At 68.5% G+C, this 19,913-nt stretch carries 19 protein-coding genes; 10 read left to right on the top strand and 9 right to left on the bottom strand.

Features of this window, described 5'->3' with window-relative positions; genetic code table 11:
• The first annotated feature begins 13 nt into the window (after positions 1 to 13).
• From A5702_RS22580 to A5702_RS22555, 6 genes are all read left to right on the top strand, one after another.
• Positions 14 to 3,526 (top strand): murein biosynthesis integral membrane protein MurJ, encoded by a 3,513-nt coding sequence (locus A5702_RS22580; protein WP_068223899.1) that lies wholly within the window; start codon positions 14 to 16, stop codon positions 3,524 to 3,526.
• 66 nt (positions 3,527 to 3,592) lie between these two features.
• Positions 3,593 to 4,198 (top strand): RNA polymerase sigma factor SigM, encoded by a 606-nt coding sequence (gene sigM, locus A5702_RS22575; RefSeq protein ID WP_055401425.1) that lies wholly within the window; start codon positions 3,593 to 3,595, stop codon positions 4,196 to 4,198.
• Positions 4,191 to 4,916 carry a hypothetical protein gene (locus tag A5702_RS22570; RefSeq protein ID WP_068223897.1) on the top strand — a complete coding sequence of 242 codons (726 nt, stop codon included), beginning with the start codon at positions 4,191 to 4,193 and terminating at the stop codon, positions 4,914 to 4,916. Before sigM ends, A5702_RS22570 begins: the two co-directional genes overlap by 8 nt.
• 92 nt (positions 4,917 to 5,008) lie before the next feature.
• Positions 5,009 to 6,016 carry a thioredoxin-disulfide reductase gene (trxB, locus tag A5702_RS22565; protein WP_055401421.1) on the top strand — a complete coding sequence of 336 codons (1,008 nt, stop codon included), beginning with the start codon at positions 5,009 to 5,011 and terminating at the stop codon, positions 6,014 to 6,016.
• Positions 6,013 to 6,366: a thioredoxin gene (trxA, locus tag A5702_RS22560; protein ID WP_055401419.1), complete on the top strand. Its 354-nt coding sequence runs from the start codon at positions 6,013 to 6,015 to the stop codon at positions 6,364 to 6,366. Before trxB ends, trxA begins: the two co-directional genes overlap by 4 nt.
• Before the next feature lie 134 nt (positions 6,367 to 6,500).
• Entirely contained in the window at positions 6,501 to 7,721 is a 1,221-nt protein-coding gene (locus tag A5702_RS22555; protein ID WP_055401417.1) for an N-acetylmuramoyl-L-alanine amidase, read from the top strand.
• Here A5702_RS22555 and A5702_RS22550 read toward each other — a convergent pair.
• From A5702_RS22550 to rpmH, 9 genes are all read right to left on the bottom strand, one after another.
• A complete protein-coding gene (locus tag A5702_RS22550) occupies positions 7,718 to 8,470 on the bottom strand; it encodes an acetyltransferase (RefSeq protein WP_068223894.1) in 753 nt (250 codons plus the stop codon). The two genes, A5702_RS22555 and A5702_RS22550, sit on opposite strands and share 4 nt — an antisense overlap.
• Before the next feature lie 254 nt (positions 8,471 to 8,724).
• Positions 8,725 to 9,708 carry a ParB/RepB/Spo0J family partition protein gene (locus A5702_RS22545; RefSeq protein WP_068223892.1) on the bottom strand — a complete coding sequence of 328 codons (984 nt, stop codon included), beginning with the start codon at positions 9,706 to 9,708 and terminating at the stop codon, positions 8,725 to 8,727.
• Positions 9,709 to 9,731: 23 nt separating this feature from the next.
• Positions 9,732 to 10,712, bottom strand: a complete 981-nt coding sequence (locus A5702_RS22540; RefSeq protein WP_231965149.1) for a ParA family protein — start codon at positions 10,710 to 10,712, stop codon at positions 9,732 to 9,734.
• Positions 10,709 to 11,446, bottom strand: coding sequence for a 16S rRNA (guanine(527)-N(7))-methyltransferase RsmG (gene rsmG, locus A5702_RS22535; RefSeq protein WP_068223888.1), 738 nt, complete (start codon positions 11,444 to 11,446; stop codon positions 10,709 to 10,711). Before rsmG ends, A5702_RS22540 begins: the two co-directional genes overlap by 4 nt.
• Positions 11,447 to 11,505: 59 nt before the next feature.
• Positions 11,506 to 12,075 carry a R3H domain-containing nucleic acid-binding protein gene (locus A5702_RS22530; protein WP_055401409.1) on the bottom strand — a complete coding sequence of 190 codons (570 nt, stop codon included), beginning with the start codon at positions 12,073 to 12,075 and terminating at the stop codon, positions 11,506 to 11,508.
• Positions 12,076 to 12,143: 68 nt separating this feature from the next.
• The gene (yidC, locus tag A5702_RS22525) at positions 12,144 to 13,253 is read right to left on the bottom strand and encodes a membrane protein insertase YidC (protein WP_082956162.1); all 1,110 of its coding nucleotides are present in this window, start codon (positions 13,251 to 13,253) and stop codon (positions 12,144 to 12,146) included.
• A complete protein-coding gene (yidD, locus tag A5702_RS25995; RefSeq protein ID WP_231965148.1) occupies positions 13,237 to 13,572 on the bottom strand; it encodes a membrane protein insertion efficiency factor YidD in 336 nt (111 codons plus the stop codon). Before yidD ends, yidC begins: the two co-directional genes overlap by 17 nt.
• Positions 13,569 to 13,931, bottom strand: a complete 363-nt coding sequence (gene rnpA / locus A5702_RS22520; RefSeq protein ID WP_068223886.1) for a ribonuclease P protein component — start codon at positions 13,929 to 13,931, stop codon at positions 13,569 to 13,571. Before rnpA ends, yidD begins: the two co-directional genes overlap by 4 nt.
• Before the next feature lie 23 nt (positions 13,932 to 13,954).
• Positions 13,955 to 14,098, bottom strand: a complete 144-nt coding sequence (gene rpmH, locus A5702_RS25990) for a 50S ribosomal protein L34 (RefSeq protein WP_073880743.1) — start codon at positions 14,096 to 14,098, stop codon at positions 13,955 to 13,957.
• Between the two features lie 601 nt (positions 14,099 to 14,699).
• Between rpmH and dnaA the strand changes: the two genes are divergently transcribed.
• The 4 genes from dnaA to A5702_RS22500 all read left to right on the top strand — a co-directional run bounded on the left by dnaA (position 14,700) and on the right by A5702_RS22500 (position 19,666).
• Complete coding sequence (gene dnaA, locus A5702_RS22515) at positions 14,700 to 16,223, top strand: chromosomal replication initiator protein DnaA (RefSeq protein ID WP_055401468.1); 1,524 nt, start codon at positions 14,700 to 14,702, stop codon at positions 16,221 to 16,223.
• Positions 16,224 to 16,748: 525 nt separating this feature from the next.
• Positions 16,749 to 17,948: a DNA polymerase III subunit beta gene (gene dnaN / locus A5702_RS22510; RefSeq protein WP_055401405.1), complete on the top strand. Its 1,200-nt coding sequence runs from the start codon at positions 16,749 to 16,751 to the stop codon at positions 17,946 to 17,948.
• Complete coding sequence (recF, locus tag A5702_RS22505) at positions 17,949 to 19,106, top strand: DNA replication/repair protein RecF (protein ID WP_068223883.1); 1,158 nt, start codon at positions 17,949 to 17,951, stop codon at positions 19,104 to 19,106.
• Entirely contained in the window at positions 19,103 to 19,666 is a 564-nt protein-coding gene (locus A5702_RS22500) for a DUF721 family protein (protein WP_055401401.1), read from the top strand. Before recF ends, A5702_RS22500 begins: the two co-directional genes overlap by 4 nt.
• Positions 19,667 to 19,913: the final 247 nt, after the last annotated feature.

Genomic DNA, 19,913 nt, shown 5'->3' with positions numbered 1-19,913 from the left:
GCCCACCGGCCCCCTGCCCCCCGTCCCCGCGGGCGTCGATCGCCGGCGACCCGAACTGTCCGACGCCGCGCTGGTGTCGCGGTCGTGGGCGATGGCGTTCGCCACGCTGGTCAGCCGGCTCACCGGCTTCGCCCGGGTAGTTCTGCTGGCGGCGATCCTGGGCGCCGCGCTGTCCAGCGCGTTCTCGGTGGCCAACCAGCTGCCGAACCTGGTGGCCGCCCTTGTCCTCGAGGCGACCTTCACCGCGATATTCGTGCCGGTGCTCGCCCGCGCCGAGCAGAGCGACCCCGACGGCGGCGCGGCCTTCGTGCGGCGCCTGGTCACGCTGACGACGGCGCTGCTGGTGTTGGCGACCGCGCTGTCGGTGCTCGCCGCGCCGCTGCTGGTGCGGCTCATGCTCGGCCGCGTCCCGCAGGTCAACGAGCCGCTGACCACCGCGTTCGCCTACCTGCTGCTCCCCCAGGTCCTGGCCTACGGGCTGACGTCGGTCTTCATGGCAATCCTCAACACCCGCAACGTATTCGGGCCCACGGCGTGGGCGCCGGTGGTCAACAACGTCGTCGCCCTCGTGACGCTGGCGGTGTACGCGGCGGTGCCCGGCGAGCTGTCGGTCGACCCCGTTCGGATGGGCAACACCAAGCTACTGGTCCTCGGCATCGGCACCACGCTCGGCGTCTTCGCGCAGACCGCGGTGCTGCTGGCGGCGCTACGGCGCCAACGCGTCGACCTGCGCCCGCTGTGGGGAATCGACGAGCGGCTCAAGCGCTTCGGCACGATGGCCGCCGCGATGGTGCTCTACGTGTTGATCAGCCAGCTGGGCCTGGTGGTCGGCAACCAGATCGCCAGCACGGCGGCGGCGTCGGGCCCCGCGATCTACAACTACACCTGGCTGGTGTTGATGCTGCCGTTCGGCATGATCGGCGTCACGGTGTTGACCGTGGTGATGCCGCGGCTGAGCCGCAACGCCGCCGCCGACGACACCAAGGCGGTGCTCGCCGACCTGTCGCTGGCCACGCGCCTGACGCTGATCACACTGATCCCGATCGTCGCGTTCATGACCGTCGGCGGCCCCGCGATCGGCAGCGCGCTGTTCGCCTACGGCCACTTCGGCGGGGTCGACGCCGGCTACCTGGGCGCCGCGATCGCGCTCTCGGCGTTCACGTTGATCCCGTACGGGTTGGTGCTGCTTCAGCTCCGCGTCTTCTACGCACGCGAGCAGCCCTGGACGCCGATCGTGATCATCCTCGTCATCACCGCGGTCAAGATCGTGGGCTCGGTGCTGGCCCCGCACCTGACCCATGACCCGAAGTTGGTGGCCGGTTATCTGGGGCTCGCGAACGGCATCGGGTTTCTGGCGGGCGCGATCATCGGTTACCTGTTGTTGCGGCATACCCTGCTGCCGACCGGCGGCCACCTGATCGGCAAAGGCGAGCTGCGCACGATCCTGGTCACGATCACCGCCTCCCTGCTGGCCGGATTGGTGGCCCATGTGGCCGACCGGTTGACGGGACTCGACCGGCTGACCGCGCACGGCGGTGGCGCGGGCTCGCTGCTGCGCCTGCTGATCCTGGGGCTGATCATGCTGCCGATCATGGCCGCGGTCATGCTCCGCGCTCATGTCCCCGAGGCGCGGGCCGCGCTGGACGTCGTCAGGCGGCGTCTCGGCGGCCGCGTGCCGGCCACCCGCAAACCGGTAACACCGCAGGGATCGTCGGTCACGTACCCTGAGCAGAGGAATTCGTCCCCGCCTGGGGTAAATGCGGTCCAGGAGCCGATCCAGCGCAGATCTCCGGAGCGGGCAACCCCAGCCCGGATAGCGAAAGGACCGGAGGTGACCGACCGCCCTGTCGACAGCGCCGCGTCGGGCGCCGAGCTGCCACGACCGGTTGCCGACGACTTCCAGCCCGACATCCCCGCCGACCGCGAATCCCCGCCGCCGACGCCCCGCAAGGCCGACCAGCGCAACGGTGACGTCGCGCCCGAATCGCGGCGCGGGCCCGCCCCGTTCGAACCGCCCCGGGAGCGCGGCGGTGACCCGCCAGCGGACGACGTCCACCTGGTTCCCGGCGCCCGCATCGCCGGCGGGCGGTATCGCCTGCTGGTGTTCCACGGCGGCGCCCCGCCGCTGCAGTTCTGGCAGGCGCTGGACACCGCGCTGGACCGGCAGGTGGCGCTGACCTTCGTCGACCCCGACGGGGCGTTGCCCGAGGAGGTGCTGCAGGAAATCCTGTCCCGCACCCTGCGGCTCAGCCGCATCGACAAGCCGGGCATCGCCCGGGTGCTCGACGTGGTCCACAGCGGCCACGGCGGCCTGGTGGTGTCCGAGTGGGTGCGGGGTGGCTCGCTGCAGGAGGTGGCGGACACCGCGCCGTCGCCCGTCGGCGCCGTCCGGGCCATGCAGTCGTTGGCGGCGGCCGCCGACGCGGCCCACCGGGCCGGCGTCGCGTTGTCGATCGATCACCCGAGCCGGGTGCGCGTCAGCATCGAGGGCGACGTCGTCCTCGCGTACCCCGCGACCATGCCCGACGCCAACCCCCAGGGCGACATCCGCGGCATCGGTGCCGCGCTCTACGCGCTGCTGGTCAACCGGTGGCCGCTGACGGAGTCCAGCGTGCGAAGCGGGCTCGCCCCGGCCGAACGCGATTCGACCGGTCAACCGGTGGAACCGATGGTCATCGACCGCGAAATCCCCTTCCAGATTTCGGCCGTCGCGGTCCGGGCGGTTCAAGAGGACGGCGGGATACGCAGCGCCTCAACGCTTTTGAACTTGTTGCAGCAAGCGACCGCGGTGGCCGACCGGACCGAGGTGCTGGGCCCGATCGACGATTCGCCCGTGCCGGCCACCGCCCGCGAGTCCGCGGGGCACGACGAGGCGGCGTTCGCGCGCCGGCGCCGCAACCTGCTGATCGGCATGGGCGCCGGCCTCGCCGTCATCATCGTGGCGCTACTGGTGTTGGCATCCGTGGTCAGCAAGATCTTCGGCAACGTCGGCGGCGGCCTCAACAAGGACGAGCTCGGGCTGAACGGCCCGTCGTCGTCCGTCTCGTCGTCGACCGGTAGTTCCGCGGCCGCCGGTAGCGTCGTCAAGCCGACCAAGGCGACGGTCTACTCCCCCGACGGTGACGCAGACAACGCGGACACGGCCGGGCAGGCGATCGACGGTGATCCCTCGACCGCCTGGGCTACCGAGGTCTACACCGACGCGGTTCCGTTCCCCAGCTTCAAGCAGGGCGAAGGCCTCATGCTGCAGCTGCCGAACCCCACGGTGGTCGGACAGGTCAGCATCGACACGCCCAGCAGCGGGACGAAGGTCGAGATCCGCTCGTCGGCCACGGCGTCGCCGTCGTCGCTGAAAGACACCACCGTGTTGGCGCCGGCCTTCACGCTCAAGCCGGGTCACAACGTCATCCCGGTCCGGGCCGGCGCGCCGACGTCGAACCTGCTGGTGTGGATCTCGACGCTGGGCACGACCAACGGCAAGAGCCAGGCCGGATTCTCGGAGATCACGGTCCAGGCCGCCTCCTGACGGCGCTTCAACATATCCGCGCGGTGGTGAAGTGCCCGCCCGCAGGCGATTGGTTACTGTCCGGCCGTGGGCTCCCGGCGAGACATCCAGCGCGAACGCAGTGACGCCGAGCTGCTGGCAGCACACGTCGCCGGCGACCGCCACGCCTTCGGCGAGCTGTTCCTTCGCCATCGACGACAGCTGCACCGGCTGGCCCGGCTCACCACGCGCACTGCCGAGGACGCCGAGGACGCGCTGCAGGACGCGATGCTCTCGGCACACCGCGGCGCCGGCGCGTTCCGGCATGACGCCGCGGTGGGCAGCTGGCTGCATCGCATCGTCGTCAACGCCTGCCTGGACCGGCTGCGCCGCATCAAGGCGCACCCGACCGCCCCGCTGGAGGACGTCTACGCGGTGGCGGATCGGACTGCCCAGGTCGAGACCGCGATGGTGGTGCAACGCGCCCTGATGCGGCTTCCGGTCGAGCAGCGGGCGGCGGTGGTGGCCGTCGACATGCAGGGCTACTCCGTGGCCGACACCGCCGCGCTGCTGGGCGTCGCCGAGGGCACCGTCAAGAGTCGCTGCGCGCGGGCCCGGGTGCGCCTCGCGGAACTCCTCGGCTATCTGAACGCCGCGCCCGACCCGCCGATGGCCGTCAAGCGGCGCATGACGGACACTGGGGCGGATGAGTGAAGCCGACGACGAGGCCGACGAGCCGCCCCTGACGGTCGAGCTTCTCGCCGATCTGCAGGCCGGCCTGCTCGATGACGAGTCCGCGGCGCGCGTGCGGCAGCGGGTCCGCGATGACCCGGAGGCGGAGCAGATCCTGCGCGCCCTGAACCGCGTGCGCTGTGACGTCGCCACGCTGGGGGCGGACCCGGCGCCCGACGTCCCGCCGGAGGTCACCGCCCGGATCGCGGCGGCGCTGGATTCGGCAGACGCCGGCCCGGCCGGCCACTCGGCCCGGCCGCGGATCGGTCCCGCGCGGCTGGCCGCCGGGGTGGTCGGCGTCGGCGCGATGCTCGCCGCGGTCGGTGTGGGCACCGCGGCTCTGATCAACGCGCCCGAGCCGGCCCCCAGCACGCCGGTCACCGCCGAGCACATCACGGTGTCGACGCCGCCGATGACGATCCCGCTGTCGCAGGACGAAATCCTCGGCCTGCTCGGGCAGAGCCCCGATTACGGCCCGCTCGCGGACCCGACGCGGCGCGCCTCCTGCCTCACAGGCCTGGGCTACCCGGCGTCCACCCAGGTGCTGGGCGCGCGGCGGGTCGACATCAACGCCCGCCCCGGGATCGTGCTGGTGGTGCCGGGCGACACACCCCACAGCCTGGCGGTCTACGCGGTCGCGTTGAACTGCAGCGCCGCCGATACCGGCTTGTTGGCCAGCACCCAGGTCCCCCGCCCCTAGTGTGGTCCCATGGGTTGTCCGACTCGCCCGGGAACAGCCGTGCCTACGCTGGCGTTTGTACGAATCCAGGGACGATCGTTTGAAAGGGATCTATGACCGCCGACACTGTGCACGACGTGATCATCATTGGTTCGGGTCCTGCCGGATACACCGCGGCGTTGTACGCGGCGCGGGCGCAGCTGGCGCCGGTGGTCTTCGAGGGCACGTCGTTCGGTGGCGCGTTGATGACGACCACCGAGGTGGAGAACTTCCCGGGTTTTCGTGACGGCATCACCGGTCCGGAGCTGATGGATCAGATGCGCGAGCAGGCGCTGCGCTTCGGCGCCGACCTGCGGATGGAAGACGTCGAATCCGTCTCGTTGGACGGGCCGGTCAAATCGGTCACCACCGCCGAGGGCGAAACCGTCCGGGCGCGGGCGGTCATCCTCGCCATGGGCGCGGCGGCGCGGTATCTGGGGGTGCCCGGTGAGCAGGAACTGCTGGGGCGCGGGGTGAGTTCGTGCGCGACCTGCGACGGGTTCTTCTTCAAAGATCAAGACATTGCCGTGATCGGCGGTGGGGACTCGGCGATGGAGGAAGCCACTTTCTTGACCCGCTTCGCGCGCAGCGTCACCTTGGTGCACCGCCGCGACGAGTTCCGCGCGTCGCGCATCATGCTCGAACGCGCCCGGGCCAACGAGAAGATCACCATCGTGACCAACAAGGCCGTGCTGGGCGTCGAAGGGGACCAGACGGTGACGGGTTTGCGGATGCGCGACACGGTCACCGGCGAGGAATCCACCCTGCCCGTCACGGGAGTGTTCGTGGCCATCGGCCACGACCCGCGCTCGGAACTGGTGCGCGACGTCCTTGACACCGACCCCGAGGGCTACGTGCTGGTGCAGGGCCGCACCACGGCCACGTCGATCGAGGGGGTGTTCGCCGCCGGGGATCTGGTGGATCGCACCTACCGCCAAGCCATCACGGCCGCCGGCAGCGGCTGCGCGGCGGCCATCGACGCCGAACGCTGGCTGGCCGACCACGTGGATTCCAGCTCGGCCGCGCAAAGCGACGCCACCGAATTTCCGGGCAGTACCGAGATGATTGGAGCACCTCAATGACCGACGCCGAAAAGGCCGGAGCCACAATCGAAGTCTCTGACGCCTCCTTTTCCACGGAGGTGTTGTCCAGCAATAAGCCTGTGCTGGTTGACTTTTGGGCGACGTGGTGCGGGCCGTGCAAGATGGTCGCGCCGGTGCTCGAAGAGATTGCCAGTGAGCGCGGCGAGCAACTCACCGTCGCCAAGCTCGACGTGGACGCCAACCCGGTAACCGCGCGGGACTTCCAGGTCGTCTCGATCCCCACCATGATCCTGTTCAAAGACGGCCAACCGGTGAAACGGATCGTGGGCGCCAAGGGCAAGGCGGCCCTGCTGCGCGAGCTCGCCGACGCCGTCCCCAACCTCAGCTGATTTCGTTCCAAATTCGCCACACCACGCCCCGCGTTCAGCCTGGGGTTTTCCCGAATGGGCGAAGCGTCTGCGACAATATCCGGTAGCTGTCGCCCAGATGCGAGCCTGTCAGTGTGTCCCGGAGGGCCTTTGGTATGTCGAGTCCGCGCCGTGAATACGGCGATGCGCTGCGCTGTGGTGACCGCAGCGCGGCTGTGACCGAAATCCGGGCTACGCTGGCGGCGTTAGGGCTGCTGGACAGCCCCGAGGAAGACCTCACCACCGGCCGCCACGTTTCCCTCGAGGTCTTCGACGCCGAACTCGACCAGGCGGTGCGGGCCTTCCAGCAGCACCGCGGCCTGTTGGTCGACGGCATTGTTGGCGAGGCCACCTACCGCGCCCTGAAGGAGGCGTCCTACCGGCTGGGCGCGCGCACGCTGTATCACCAGTTCGGCGCCCCGCTGTATGGGGACGACGTGGCCACCCTGCAGGCGCGCCTGCAGGACCTCGGGTTCTACACCGGCCTGGTCGACGGGCACTTCGGCCTGCAGACGCACAACGCGCTGATGTCCTACCAGCGTGAGTACGGGTTGGCCGCGGACGGTATCTGCGGTCCAGAAACGTTGCGCTCCTTGTACTTTCTCAGCTCCCGCGTCACCGGTGGCTCACCGCACGCGATCCGCGAGGAGGAGCTGGTCCGCCGGTCGGGACCCAAGTTGTCGGGCAAGCGGATCATCATCGATCCGGGCCGCGGCGGCACCGACCGCGGCGAGCTGATGCAGGGCCCATCGGGTCCGGTCAGCGAAGCGGATGTGTTGTGGGACTTGGCAAGCCGGCTCGAGGGGCGGATGACCGCCATCGGCATGGAGACCTTCCTGTCGCGGCCGGCGAACCGCAGCCCGTCGGATGCCGAACGCGCCGCCACGGCCAACAACGTCGGGGCGGATCTGATGATCAGCTTGCGCTGCGAGAACCAGCCCAGCCCGTCGGCCAACGGCGTGGCGTCCTTTCATTTCGGAAACTCGCACGGCTCGGTCTCCACGATCGGGCGCAATCTCGCGGACTTCATCCAGCGAGAAGTGGTGGCCCGCACCGGGTTACGGGATTGCCGGACGCATGGCCGGACGTGGGATCTGTTGCGTCTGACCCGGATGCCGACAGTGCAGGTCGACGTCGGCTACATCACCAATCCCCAGGACCGTGCGATGCTGGTCTCCACCCAAACGCGCGACGCGATTGCCGAAGGCATCCTCGCCGCGGTGAAGCGGCTCTACCTGCTGGGCAAGAACGACCGGCCCACGGGCACGTTCACATTCGCCGAACTGCTCGCCCACGAACTCTCCGTGGACCGGGCCAGCCGGCTCGGCGGCTCCTAACCGATCTCGGCGCCCCGCAACGCATTTCCCGTCGCGGACCCCGCCCCGACCGGCTCCTGCAGTTGCGCGTTTTCCAGCAGGCGCTCCAGGGCCGCCTCGACCTCGGCCTTCCACCCCAGGCCTTTGTCCAATTCGAGCCGCAGTCGCGGAAAGTACGGATGGGGCGCCACTACAACGAATCCCGCGTCCTGTAGGAATTCGGCGTCGAGCACGCAGTGGTCCACCGAGCAGTCGCCGACGGCCTCCAGCACCGGCCGCACATCCGGGCTCGCCTTCGACGGGTCCTGCAATTCCGAAGCCGCCGGCGTGCGACCGAAGGCCTCCAGGGCCCGGACTCCACGCCGGACCAGCTCGTCGATCACCCGGGCGAGCAGTCCGTGCGGCAGGTCGTCGGTGGCCTGCCCGGGCTCGATGCCCATCGACGTGAGCAGCACCGCGTCCGCGGACACCGGCGCGGTGGGAAACCGCTGCGCGCGCGGCACCGCGCGCGGCGGTGCGTAGAACACGTAGCCCAGGCACGGCGGCTCGCTCTGGCTTCTCTCGTCCGCGACCGCGGTCGCGACCTGGCCGCAGGACCCCCACTCCAGCATGACCATCGACAACCAGGCTTCCTTTTCGAACTCGGGGTCCGCGAGGTGGTCCTGGTTACCGAGGGTCGCCGGGTCAACTTCCCAATAGACGCAGCGGCGCGCGTGCTTGGGAAGCTGCTCGAAGGCCTCGAGGCGCAACGGTGTGATTCGAGCGGACACTAGCCTCCTGGCTCCTGTGCGGTACTGCAGCCTTTTGCACCGGCAACCCCTCCAGGATAGGAGAGTATGTCGTTATCGGGCCAGATTTGTCGTCGAGGCGCCGATCACGGTGGCGGACCGCCGCACGCGTTACGCCCGCGGCCGGTTCGTTACCGAAAATCGTTGAACCGCATGCGCTTTCGTAATCAGGCTCGGTTGTTGCGCGTTCGTGACCGCCCCGGTGTCACAGTGACGTAATTACAGGGTATGGCGGGTCAGGCCTTGGCGGCGGTCATCAAGTCGATGATCCGCTGCAAATCGTCCACCGAGCCGAATTCGACCACGATCTTCCCCTTGCGCTTGCCCAGGCTGACCGTCACCCGGGTATCGAAGGCGTTCGACAGCCGGTCGGCGACCTCCTGCAGACCGGGCATCTGGATCGGCTTGCGTCGCTGGGGGGCCGGGGCGGTGGCGCCGGCCCGATTGGCCAGTGTCACCGCCTCTTCGGTGGCCCGCACCGACAGGCCCTCGGCGACGATCCGGCTGGCGAGTTCCTCTTGGGCCTCGGGCCCGGCTTCCAGGGACAGCAGGGCGCGGGCATGACCGGCGGACAGCACCCCCGCGGCCACCCGCCGCTGGACCGGGATCGGCAGCTTGAGCAAGCGGATCATGTTGGTGATCAGCGGGCGAGACCGGCCGATGCGCGAGGCGAGTTCATCGTGGGTGACGCCGAACTCGTCGAGCAGCTGCTGGTATGCCGCCGCCTCTTCCAACGGGTTCAGCTGCACCCGGTGGATGTTCTCCAGGAGGGCGTCGCGCAGCAGGTTGTCGTCGCCGGTCTCGCGGACGATGGTGGGGATCGTGGCCAGTCCCGCCTCCTGGGCGGCCCGCCAGCGCCGCTCCCCCATGACGATCTGATACCGCGGGCCCGTCTTGGCGCCTGGGACGGCTCGCACCACGATCGGCTGCAGCAGCCCGAACTCGCGGATGGAGTGCACCAGTTCGGACAGCGCCTCGTCGTCGAACACCTGGCGCGGCTGGCGGGGGTTGGGCTCGATGTCGGCCGGGGCGATCTCGCGATACACCGCGCCCGCCGGGGCGAGGTCCGGTCCCGGTCCGCCGATCAAGACGTCCGCGGCCGCATCCCCCATCCGCGGGCCGAGCGTCGCGGGACCCGAGTCACCCTCGGCGGGACCGGTCGGGATCAGCGAAGCCAGGCCCCGGCCGAGGCCGCCCTTCTTGCGTAGTGGCTGCGTCATGGTCGTCCCTTCACGAATGGTGGTCAGTCACGCTCAGCGAGTTCACGACTCGCGTCGAGATAGCTCATCGCCCCGCGCGAGCCGGGGTCGTAATCGATGATGGTCATGCTGTAGCCGGGCGCCTCGGATACTTTGACGCTGCGCGGGATCACCGTGCGCAGCACCTTGGCCCCGAAGTACCGGCGCACCTCTTCGGCCACCTGGTCGGCGAGCTTGGTCCGGCCGTCGTACATCGTGAGCACCACGGTGGACACGTCGAGCCGCGGGTTGAGGTGCGCCTTCACCATCTCGATGTTGCGCATCAGCTGTGACACACCCTCGAGCGCGTAGTACTCGCACTGGATCGGGATCATCACTTCCGGCGCGGCGACGAGGGCGTTGATGGTCAACAATCCCAGCGACGGCGGGCAGTCCACGAAGACGTAGTCGAAGTCCAGGTCGTCCAGGTCGGCCAGGGCGGTCCGCAACCGGTTCTCGCGCGCCACCATGCTCACCAATTCGATCTCCGCGCCCGCCAGATCGATCGTGGCCGGGACGCAGAACAGGCGCTCGTTGTGCGGGCTGCGCCGCAGCGCGTCCTTGACCTTGACCTCGCCGATGAGCACCTCGTACGACGACGGCGTGCCGGACTGCCGGTCGGTGATGCCGAGCGCCGTGCTGGCGTTGCCCTGCGGGTCGAGGTCGATGACCAATGTCTTGAGGCCCTGCAGCGCGAGGGCGGCGGCGAGATTCACCGCGGTGGTGGTCTTGCCCACCCCGCCCTTCTGATTGGCGACGGTGAGCACTCGACGGTGGCTCGGCCGGCGCAGCGGTGGATACGTGGTGTGCAGGACCCGCATCGCCCGTTCGGCGGCGGCGCCGATCGGGGTGTCGTATTCGTCCGCTGTTTCACGTGAAACATTCGCGGCGGGATCGCCCGTGGGGGCAGGCGCCGGGGGCGCCGGGGTGTGGGTCACGCTCGGCGGCGCTCCGGCGACCGTCGGCGATTCTCCCGGATTGCTCATCGGTTTCCGGCCTTCCCGATCCGTGTCGGCTGATGGCGCGGCGGCCTTCCGCGCCGGGCTATAACTACGGTTGCGGGGGGACGCAAATAGGTCGCGCCACATGTCACCACCCTGGCATCAACGGCGCCCGATGCAGCCATCACACGCCGATACTGTTCAACTTCGTCGCGGCCGCGCTCCCCCTTGATCGCCAGCATCCGGCCGCCCGGCCGCAGCAGCGGCATGCTCCACTTCGCCAACTTGTCCAACGCTGCAACCGCTCGTGACACCGCCGCATCCCTTTCCCCGAACTGATGACGAACCCACAGTTCCTCGGCACGGCCGCGGACCACCTCGACGGCCAACCCTAGTTGGTCGACGACCTCGCTGAGAAATTCGCTGCGGCGCAGCAGCGGCTCGAGCAGCACCACGTCGAGGTCCGGCCGCGCGAGCGCCAGCGGGATGCCGGGCAGGCCGGCGCCGCTGCCGATGTCGATGACCCGTTCGCCGGGCGCGAGGAGCTCGGCCGCGGCGGTGCTGTTGAGGATATGGCGCTCCCAGATCCGCTCCACCTCGCGCGGGCCGAGCAGGCCCCGTTCGACTCCGGGTCCGGCCAGCAGGTCCGCGTAGCGCCGCGCGAGGTCGATGCGCGGACCGAAAATCGCCGCGGCGGCCTCTGGGGCGGCGCCGGGCCCGTGCGGGGCAGAGCTGTCCGCCGCGGGTTCGACCGGGCCGACATGTTTCACGTGAAACATCCTCTGCTTTGCCTGACGCGCGACGGGCCTTGGCGCCGGAACTACACGCCTGTAACTCGCTAGTCGTGGAGGACGACGACGCGGCGCGCGGGCTCCACGCCCTCGCTCTCGCTGTGCACCCCGGGCACCGCGGCGACGGCGTCGTGCACAATCTTGCGCTCGAACGGCGTCATCGGGGAGAGCTCCTCGCGCTCGCCGGACTCCAACACCCGCCGCGCCACCTTGTCGCCCAGGGCCGCCAGCTCCTCGCGGCGGCGGCGGCGCCAGCTGGCAATGTCGAGCATCAACCGGCTACGCACTCCGGTCTTCTGATGCACCGCGAGCCGTGTGAGCTCTTGCAGCGCGTCGAGCACCTCGCCGCCACGACCCACCAACTTGTTCAGGTCGTCGCTGCCGTCGATGCTCACCACGGCGCGGTTGCCCTCGACGTCCAGGTCGATGTCGCCGTCGAAGTCCAACAGGTCGAGCAGCTCCTCCAGGTAGTCGCCGGCGATCTCACCCTCGGCGACCAATCGCTCTTCCTGGTCGTCGACTTCGTCCGCGCCCGCCTCCGCGCCATTCTCGGATGACGGCTGCTCGTCGAGTTCGGTGTCCACGTCGTGCTCGGTCGTGGTGTCTGCGTCGGTCATGTCTTTCTCTCCCTCATCCGCGGGTCCCTGCCATCGGGTGGTCCTCCCGGCCCGCCCGGTTGGCTCTGTCAGCGTTTGCGTTTCTTGGGTCGCGCGCCCGGCCGCGGCGTGCGGTTGGGCGTGCCACCGTTTTGTCCACTGGGATTCGGCTTGGTCGCCTCGGGCTTCGCCGCGGCGTCCGGGCCGTCGGCGGCATCGGGGCCGGACTCCCCCACCCCGGCGGTTGGCGACCCATCGCCGCTTGGCTGGCCCGCCTTCGCATTGCGCTTGGGTTTGGCCCCCGGTGCCGGCGCGTTGGCCGCTCGGCGCTGCAGCGCTTCCTGTTTCTTGGCCTCGTCCTCTTTTTCGATCATGCCGAACACGTAGTGCTGCTGACCGAACGTCCAGATGTTGTTGGCGAACCAGTACAGGATGATCGCGAGTGGCAGGAAGGGTCCGCCGACGACCACGCCGAGCGGAAACACATACAGCGCAAGCTTGTTCATCATCGCGGTCTGCGGATTGGCCGCGGCCTCCGGGCTCTGGCGGGCCACCGATGCGCGGCTGTTGAAGTAGGTCGCGATGCCGGCCAGGATCATTACCGGCGCGCCGACGGCGATGACGGCCGGCCGGCTGAAGTGGGTGAAGGCGTCCAACCCGGTCCGCTGCGTCATGAACGCGCCGATCGGTGCGCCGAACAGATTGGCGTCCAAGAAGTGTCCGACGTCCGTCGGGGTGAAGACGTAGTTACCGGTCATGCGGTTCTGGATCACCGACAGGTGCGGCTGACCGAAGCCGCCCGTGGTGCGGTTGAACGACCGCAACACGTGATACAGGCCGATGAACACCGGGATCTGCGCCAGCATCGGCAGGCAGCCGAGGATGGGGTTGAACCCGTGCTCGCGTTGCAGCTTCTGCATCTCGAGCGCCATCCGCTGGCGGTCCTTGCCGTACTTCTTTTGCAGCGCCTTGATTTGCGGTTGCAGTTCCTGCATCTGACGGGTGGTGCGGATCTGCCGCACGAACGGCTTGTACAGCAGGGCGCGCAGGGTGAAGACCAGGAACATCACCGATAGCGCCCAGGCGAAAAAGTTCGACGGCCCCAGCATCGCGGCGAACAACTTGTACCAAGCCCACATGATCCACGACACCGGGTAGTAGACGAAGTCGAGGCTAAAGAAATCAAACAAGAGTTCCACTCTCCCCTCGCGCCGCCGGGCTGGCCCACGCGTCGCTGGCTTCTTCGAAGTTCATCTGGCAACCCGGACGTTCCGGTATCGGATCCCATCCGCCCCGATGCCAGGGTCCGCACTTGGCAAGTCTGACCGCAGCCAACCAACTCCCCCGCATCAATCCGTACTCGGTCAGCGCGTCGACCGCATACTGGCTGCAGGTCGGCACGAACCGGCACGTCGCCGGCCGCAGCGGCGAGACCATGTGCCGGTACAGCTGGATGAGCGAAATCAAACCCCGCGCGGCCGCGGTGCCCACGGTGCGCAGGATCGCCCGCGGGGTCACCGGTGCGCTCCCGCGGACTCGAGGGCCCGCCGCACCCCGCGGCGCAGCTCCTGTTCCAGCCGCGCCGAGGATGCGGTCCGGCTGCCCGGCAAAGCCCGGATGACCAAGTGCTCGGAGTCGTGCAGTTCGCCCAGGACCGAACGCGCGACGTGCCGCAGCCGGCGGGCAACCCGGTGGCGCTCCACCGCCGAGCCCACGGACTTGCCCACGATCAATCCCACGCGGGGAGCCGTCGCCGCGTCACAATCGGCCGCGCGCCGGAGATGCACCACCACGTCGGGCTGCGCCGCGCGGATTCCGTGCTTCACCGTCGCGTCGAACTCCGTTGACCGCCTCATGCGGTTGCGTGCGGGAAGCACCGCCGAAGAACCCGACGTTGCGATCAGGCAGATAGCGCGCGGCGCCCCTTACGGCGCCGGCTCGACACAATCGAGCGTCCGGCGCGGGTACGCATCCGCAACCGGAAGCCATGCACGCGGGCTCGGCGCCGGTTGTTCGGCTGGAATGTCCGCTTGCCCTTGGCCACGACGGTCTCCTCGTTGTGTCTCGCATTTCCATCCGGCCGGCCAGACGTCTCGCTCGTCTGCGGGTCGGTCGGAGGTAATCTTGCTGCTGGCCGGCGCGGTCCCCAGGCAGACCTGGGTCGCAGCCGCATCGCCGACTTTCGGGCGACTGTTTGAGGGTACTGACCGCGCTTCGCCTGGTCAAACCTGGCCTGCCACAACGCAGCCGCTCGATCCCGGCGCAAAACCTCGGCCTCACCGACCGGCCCGCACGGGGTTGCGCACCGGCGTCGAGCCGAACGAGGCCCACCGAACCCTAAACAACCCGATTGGAATGCAGCAGAACGGTTGGCAGCCGCACGGAAAACTGTTAGCTTCTGCCAGTGTCGTTTTAGACTGCAACGGCGCTCGACAAACAAGCGAGGATGGTGGGTCGACTAGCTGCCTAGACAGCCTTTGAAAAGGTTTTCTTCCAGCACGGAGATCGCGAGCCGTCGCCGGTAGGTTGTGGCTCGCATACGCTCATCCTGTCCACACCTGTGTATAACTATGTGGACAGTTGCTTTGTCGGCAAGCATGGTTGTACTTCGACCCGGGATGCTCGAGAACCAGGGGGATGCGTCGTTGACCGATGACCCCGGTTCAGGTTTCACGACCGTGTGGAACGCGGTCGTCTCGGAACTCAACGGAGAATCCACCCCGGACGGCGTCGCCGCCAACCGCACCACGCTCATCACCCCCCTCACCCCGCAGCAGCGGGCCTGGCTGAATTTGGTCCAGCCCCTGACCATCGTGGAGGGCTTCGCCCTGCTGTCGGTGCCGAGCAGTTTCGTCCAGAACGAGATCGAACGTCATCTGCGCGCCCCGATCACCGACGCACTCAGCCGCCGCCTCGGCCAACAGATTCAGCTCGGGGTGCGCATCGCGCCGCCCGACGATGACGACGAGGCCGTGATCGCGCAGGCCGAACCGTTTGCCCAACCCGAGGCACCGGACGACGAGGCCGTCGACATCGAGGAAGCCGACGAAAACGGCGAAGCTCCCGACGGTGCGCCGCAGAGCTGGCCCAACTACTTCACCGAGCGCCCGCATCCGGCCGACCCCGCCGTCGCCGGCGGGACGAGCCTGAACCGCCGCTACACCTTCGACACATTCGTCATCGGGGCGTCCAATCGCTTCGCGCACGCGGCGGCCCTGGCGATCGCGGAAGCGCCGGCGCGCGCCTACAACCCGTTGTTCATCTGGGGCGAGTCCGGTCTGGGCAAGACCCACCTGTTGCACGCCGCCGGCAATTACGCACAGCGGCTGTTCCCCGGGATGCGGGTCAAGTACGTGTCCACCGAGGAATTCACCAACGACTTCATCAACTCGCTGCGCGACGACCGCAAGGTCGCCTTCAAGCGCAGCTACCGCGACGTCGACGTGCTACTGGTCGACGACATCCAGTTCATCGAGGGCAAGGAAGGTATCCAGGAGGAGTTCTTCCACACCTTCAACACGCTGCACAACGCGAACAAGCAGATCGTGATCTCCTCGGACCGGCCGCCCAAGCAGCTCGCCACCCTCGAAGACCGCTTGCGCACCCGATTCGAGTGGGGCCTGATCACCGACGTCCAGCCCCCGGAGTTGGAGACCCGCATCGCCATTCTGCGCAAGAAGGCGCAAATGGAGCGCCTTGCGGTGCCCGACGACGTACTGGAACTCATCGCCAGCAGCATCGAGCGCAACATCCGCGAACTCGAGGGCGCCCTCATCCGGGTCACCGCGTTCGCCTCGTTGAACAAGACGCCGATCGACAAGGCCCTGGCCGAGATCGTGCTGCGCGACCTCATCGCCGACGCCAGCACCATGCAGATCAGCGCGGCGACCATCATGGCCGCTACCGCCGAATACTTCGACACCACCGTGGAAGAACTGCGTGGCCCCGGCAAGACGCGCGCGCTGGCACAGTCACGGCAGATCGCGATGTATCTCTGCCGCGAGCTCACCGACCTGTCGCTGCCCAAAATCGGGCAGGCGTTCGGCCGCGACCACACCACCGTGATGTACGCCCAACGCAAGATTTTGTCCGAGATGGCTGAGCGGCGTGAGGTCTTCGATCACGTCAAGGAGCTCACCACTCGCATCCGCCAGCGCTCCAAGCGCTGATTCGGCGCCCCGCCGCGCAACTTTTTTCAAAAAACTTCACGCACGCCTGTCACACCCGCCACACCCGCGGGTTGTGCGCAGGACTGTGCAAAACGCAATCAAACACCGGTGTACTAAGCCGGGCGCCGTGCACAGCCGCCCTTGCTCCCCAACGGCCCCACACGAGCCACACAGTTATGCACCTCATGCTCCACAGGCCGATCCACGCCCTAGCTGCGGCGCGCTGTCGCTATCCCCAGAATGCACAGGCCTTATTACTAGTACTGAGATCTATTCGTCGTTTCTTCTTTGAAATACAGCGCTGGGGACGCCCCGTTGAACACGCGCCGCGGGGCCGTCGAGAACCCGGCTTGTCGGCCTTGGCGATTAGCTTTCAAGATGGCCTCCGACGATCTACGGTTGTTCTTCGACTGCCGTTGCGGTCGTTGTTGGCATGACATGTCAGTGACGTTCGTGGCGGAGCCCCAAGCTAGCGGGGGGAGGCTAGCCACTGGACTTGAAACGCTGGGTAGTTGAAGGGACGCTATGGACGCGGCGACGACAAGAGCTGGCCTCAGCGACTTGAAATTTCGTTTGGTACGGGAGTCTTTCGCCGACGCGGTGTCGTGGGTGGCGAAGAATCTGCCGGCCCGGCCGGCGGTGCCGGTGCTGTCGGGGGTGTTGTTGTCCGGTTCGGACGAGGGCCTGACGATCTCCGGATTCGACTACGAGGTGTCGGCCGAAGCGCAAGTCGCAGCCGAAATTGCTTCTCCGGGAAGCGTTCTCGTGTCCGGGCGGTTGTTGTCGGACATCACCCGGGCGCTGCCCAACAAACCCGTCGACTTCTACGTGGACGGGAATCGGGTCGCGCTGAACTGCGGGAGTGCGAGGTTCTCGCTGCCGACGATGGCGGTGGAGGATTACCCGACGTTGCCGGTCCTGCCGGAAGAGACCGGCACCCTGCCGGCCGAGGTGTTCGCCGAGGCCATCAGCCAGGTGGCCATTGCCGCGGGCCGGGACGACACCTTGCCGATGTTGACCGGGATCCGGGTCGAGATCTCTGGCGACAAGGTGGTTTTGGCCGCCACCGACCGGTTCCGGTTGGCGGTGCGTGAACTGACCTGGTCGCCATCGTCGCCCGACATCGAGGCCGCCGTGCTGGTGCCGGCGAAGACGTTGGCCGAGGCGGCGCGCGCCGGCGCCGATGGTTCCGAGGTTCGGCTGTCGCTGGGCGCGGGCAGCGGGGTCGGCAAGGACGGCCTGCTCGGCATCAGCGGGAACGGCAAGCGCAGTACGACGCGGCTGCTCGATGCGGAGTTCCCGAAGTTCCGCCAGTTGCTGCCCGCCGAGCACACGGCGGTGGCGACCATCAACGTGGCCGAGCTGACCGAGGCGATCAAGCTGGTGGCGTTGGTGGCCGACCGGGGCGCGCAGGTGCGGATGGAATTCTCCGAGGGTTCGCTGCGGCTGTCCGCGGGCGCTGACGATGTCGGCCGCGCCGAAGAGGACCTGGCCGTGGACTTCGTCGGCGAACCGTTGACGATCGCGTTCAACCCGACCTACCTGACCGACGGGCTGGCCGCGGTCCACTCGGAGCGGGTGTCCTTCGGATTCACCACCCCGGGCAAGCCGGCGTTGCTGCGGCCGGCCTCGGCCGATGACAGCTCCCCCACCGGCAACGGGCCCTTCGCGGCCCTGCCGACGGATTACGTCTACCTGTTGATGCCAGTTCGGTTGCCCGGATAGGTGTACGTCCGGCATTTGGGACTGCGCGATTTCCGGTCCTGGGCGCACGCCGACCTTGAACTGGAGCCGGGCCGGACGGTGTTCGTCGGTCAGAACGGTTTCGGGAAAACGAATCTCGTTGAGGCACTTTGGTTTTCGACGACGTTGGGATCGCACCGGGTGGGCACCGACGCCCCGTTGATCCGGGCCGGCGCGGATCGTGCGGTGGTGTCGACGATCGTGGTCAACGAGGGCAGGGAGCTCGCGCTCGACCTGGAAATCGCGGCGGGACGGGCGAACAAGGCGCGGCTGAACCGGTCACCGGTGCGCAGCACGCGCGAGGTGATCGGGGTCTTGCGCGCCGTGCTCTTTGCTCCGGAGGACCTGGCCCTGGTGCGCGGGGATCCGGCGGATCGTCGCCGCTACCTCGATGATTTGGCGACGGTGCGGCGGCCGGCGGTGGCCGCGGTGCGCGCGGATTACGAGAAGGTGCTACGCCAGCGCACCGCATTGTTGAAGTCCGCCGCCGGCATCCGCCACCGCGGCGGCCGCAGCGCGCTCGACACCCTCGACGTCTGGGACAGCCGGCTGGCCGAACACGGCGCGCAGCTGATGGCGGCGCGCATCGACCTGGTCAACCAACTGGCCCCGGAGGTGGAGAAGGCGTACCAACTGCTGGCCCCGACGTCTCGGCCGGCCTCGATCGCCTACCGCAGCAGCCTCGGGGCGCAGGGGGCGGCCGATGGTGGCGGCAGCGACCGGGAGTTCCTCGAGGCGGCGCTGTTGGCCGCGTTGGCGCAGCGCCGCGATGCCGAACTGGACCGCGGCATGTGTCTGGTGGGGCCGCATCGCGACGATCTCGAGTTATGGCTGGGCGATCAGCCCGCGAAAGGCTTTGCCAGCCACGGGGAATCGTGGTCGTTCGCGGTGGCGCTGCGCCTGGCCTCGTACGAGTTGTTGCGGGCCGACGGCACCGAACCCGTGTTGTTGCTCGACGACGTGTTCGCCGAACTGGACACGGCCCGGCGCCGGGCGCTGGCGACGGTGGCGGAATCGGCGGAGCAGGTATTGGTCACCGCCGCCGTGCTGGAAGACATTCCGGCGGGCTGGGACGCCAGGCAGATCCATATCGAATTGCGCGACGACGACCAGGGCCGGGTATCGGCGGTGCGGCCGTGACCGACGCCGACGACAACGAACAAGGGTCCGCCGCTAACGATCCGGGCCTGCTGCGCGGCATCGACTTGGTCCGGCGCACGCTCGAGGAAGCGCGCGCGGCGGCCCGCGCCCAAGGAAAGGACGCCGGCCGCGGGCGTGCGATGCCGCCGTCCACCCGGCGGGTCGCCGGGCAGCGGCGCAGCTGGTCGGGGCCGGGACCCGACGCCCGCGATCCGCAACCGCTGGGCCGGTTGGCGCGGGACCTGGCCAAGAAGCGCGGGTGGTCGGCGCAAGTCGCCGAGGGCACGGTGATCGGCAACTGGTCGGCGGTGGTGGGCCAGCAGATCGCCGACCATGCGACGCCGACCGCCTTGAGCGACGGGGTGCTCAGCGTGACGGCCGAATCCACCGCCTGGGCCACCCAGCTGCGGATGATCCAGTCGCAATTGTTGGCCAAGATCGCCGCGGCCGTCGGCAACGGGGTGGTGACGTCGCTGAAAATCACCGGGCCGGCCGCCCCGTCGTGGCGCAAGGGGCCACGCCACATCGCCGGCCGGGGTCCGCGTGATACTTACGGCTAGGGTCACGACCGGCACCGATTATCCCCAACCGGGCCTTCATCAACAGGCCGCTCAAAGCCGCTAGGACGACGTGAAGTGCCTTGACGCACGTCGGGACGCGGCCGGAATAAAGAAATCGTCCGCACGGCGCAGTTAGCTGGGTAGAAACGCGCCCAGAGAATCGGTGCGGGCGGGTCATCACGGTAGACTGGCGGGATGCGGCTGATGCGGTGACTGGAACCGCCCGCATGAAACCCCAAGGAGAGCA

This window comes from Mycobacterium sp. E3339, assembly GCF_001666915.1.
Lineage (GTDB): Bacteria > Actinomycetota > Actinomycetes > Mycobacteriales > Mycobacteriaceae > Mycobacterium.
Note: the sequence above shows the minus strand (reverse complement) of the source record. Positions and strands in the feature narration are given on the sequence as shown.

Excerpts from the sequence above, each read along its gene's own strand:
- A5702_RS22570 (WP_068223897.1), top strand. The coding sequence starts at position 4,191 with ATGAGTGAAGCCGACGACGAGGCCGACGAGCCGCCCCTGACGGTCGAG.
- dnaN (WP_055401405.1), top strand. The coding sequence starts at position 16,749 with ATGGACGCGGCGACGACAAGAGCTGGCCTCAGCGACTTGAAATTTCGT.
- trxA (WP_055401419.1), top strand. The coding sequence starts at position 6,013 with ATGACCGACGCCGAAAAGGCCGGAGCCACAATCGAAGTCTCTGACGCC.
- trxB (WP_055401421.1), top strand. The coding sequence starts at position 5,009 with ATGACCGCCGACACTGTGCACGACGTGATCATCATTGGTTCGGGTCCT.
- A5702_RS22555 (WP_055401417.1), top strand. The coding sequence starts at position 6,501 with ATGTCGAGTCCGCGCCGTGAATACGGCGATGCGCTGCGCTGTGGTGAC.
- rsmG (WP_068223888.1), bottom strand. The coding sequence starts at position 11,446 with ATGTTTCACGTGAAACATGTCGGCCCGGTCGAACCCGCGGCGGACAGC.
- A5702_RS22545 (WP_068223892.1), bottom strand. The coding sequence starts at position 9,708 with ATGACGCAGCCACTACGCAAGAAGGGCGGCCTCGGCCGGGGCCTGGCT.
- A5702_RS22540 (WP_231965149.1), bottom strand. The coding sequence starts at position 10,712 with ATGAGCAATCCGGGAGAATCGCCGACGGTCGCCGGAGCGCCGCCGAGC.
- A5702_RS22530 (WP_055401409.1), bottom strand. The coding sequence starts at position 12,075 with ATGACCGACGCAGACACCACGACCGAGCACGACGTGGACACCGAACTC.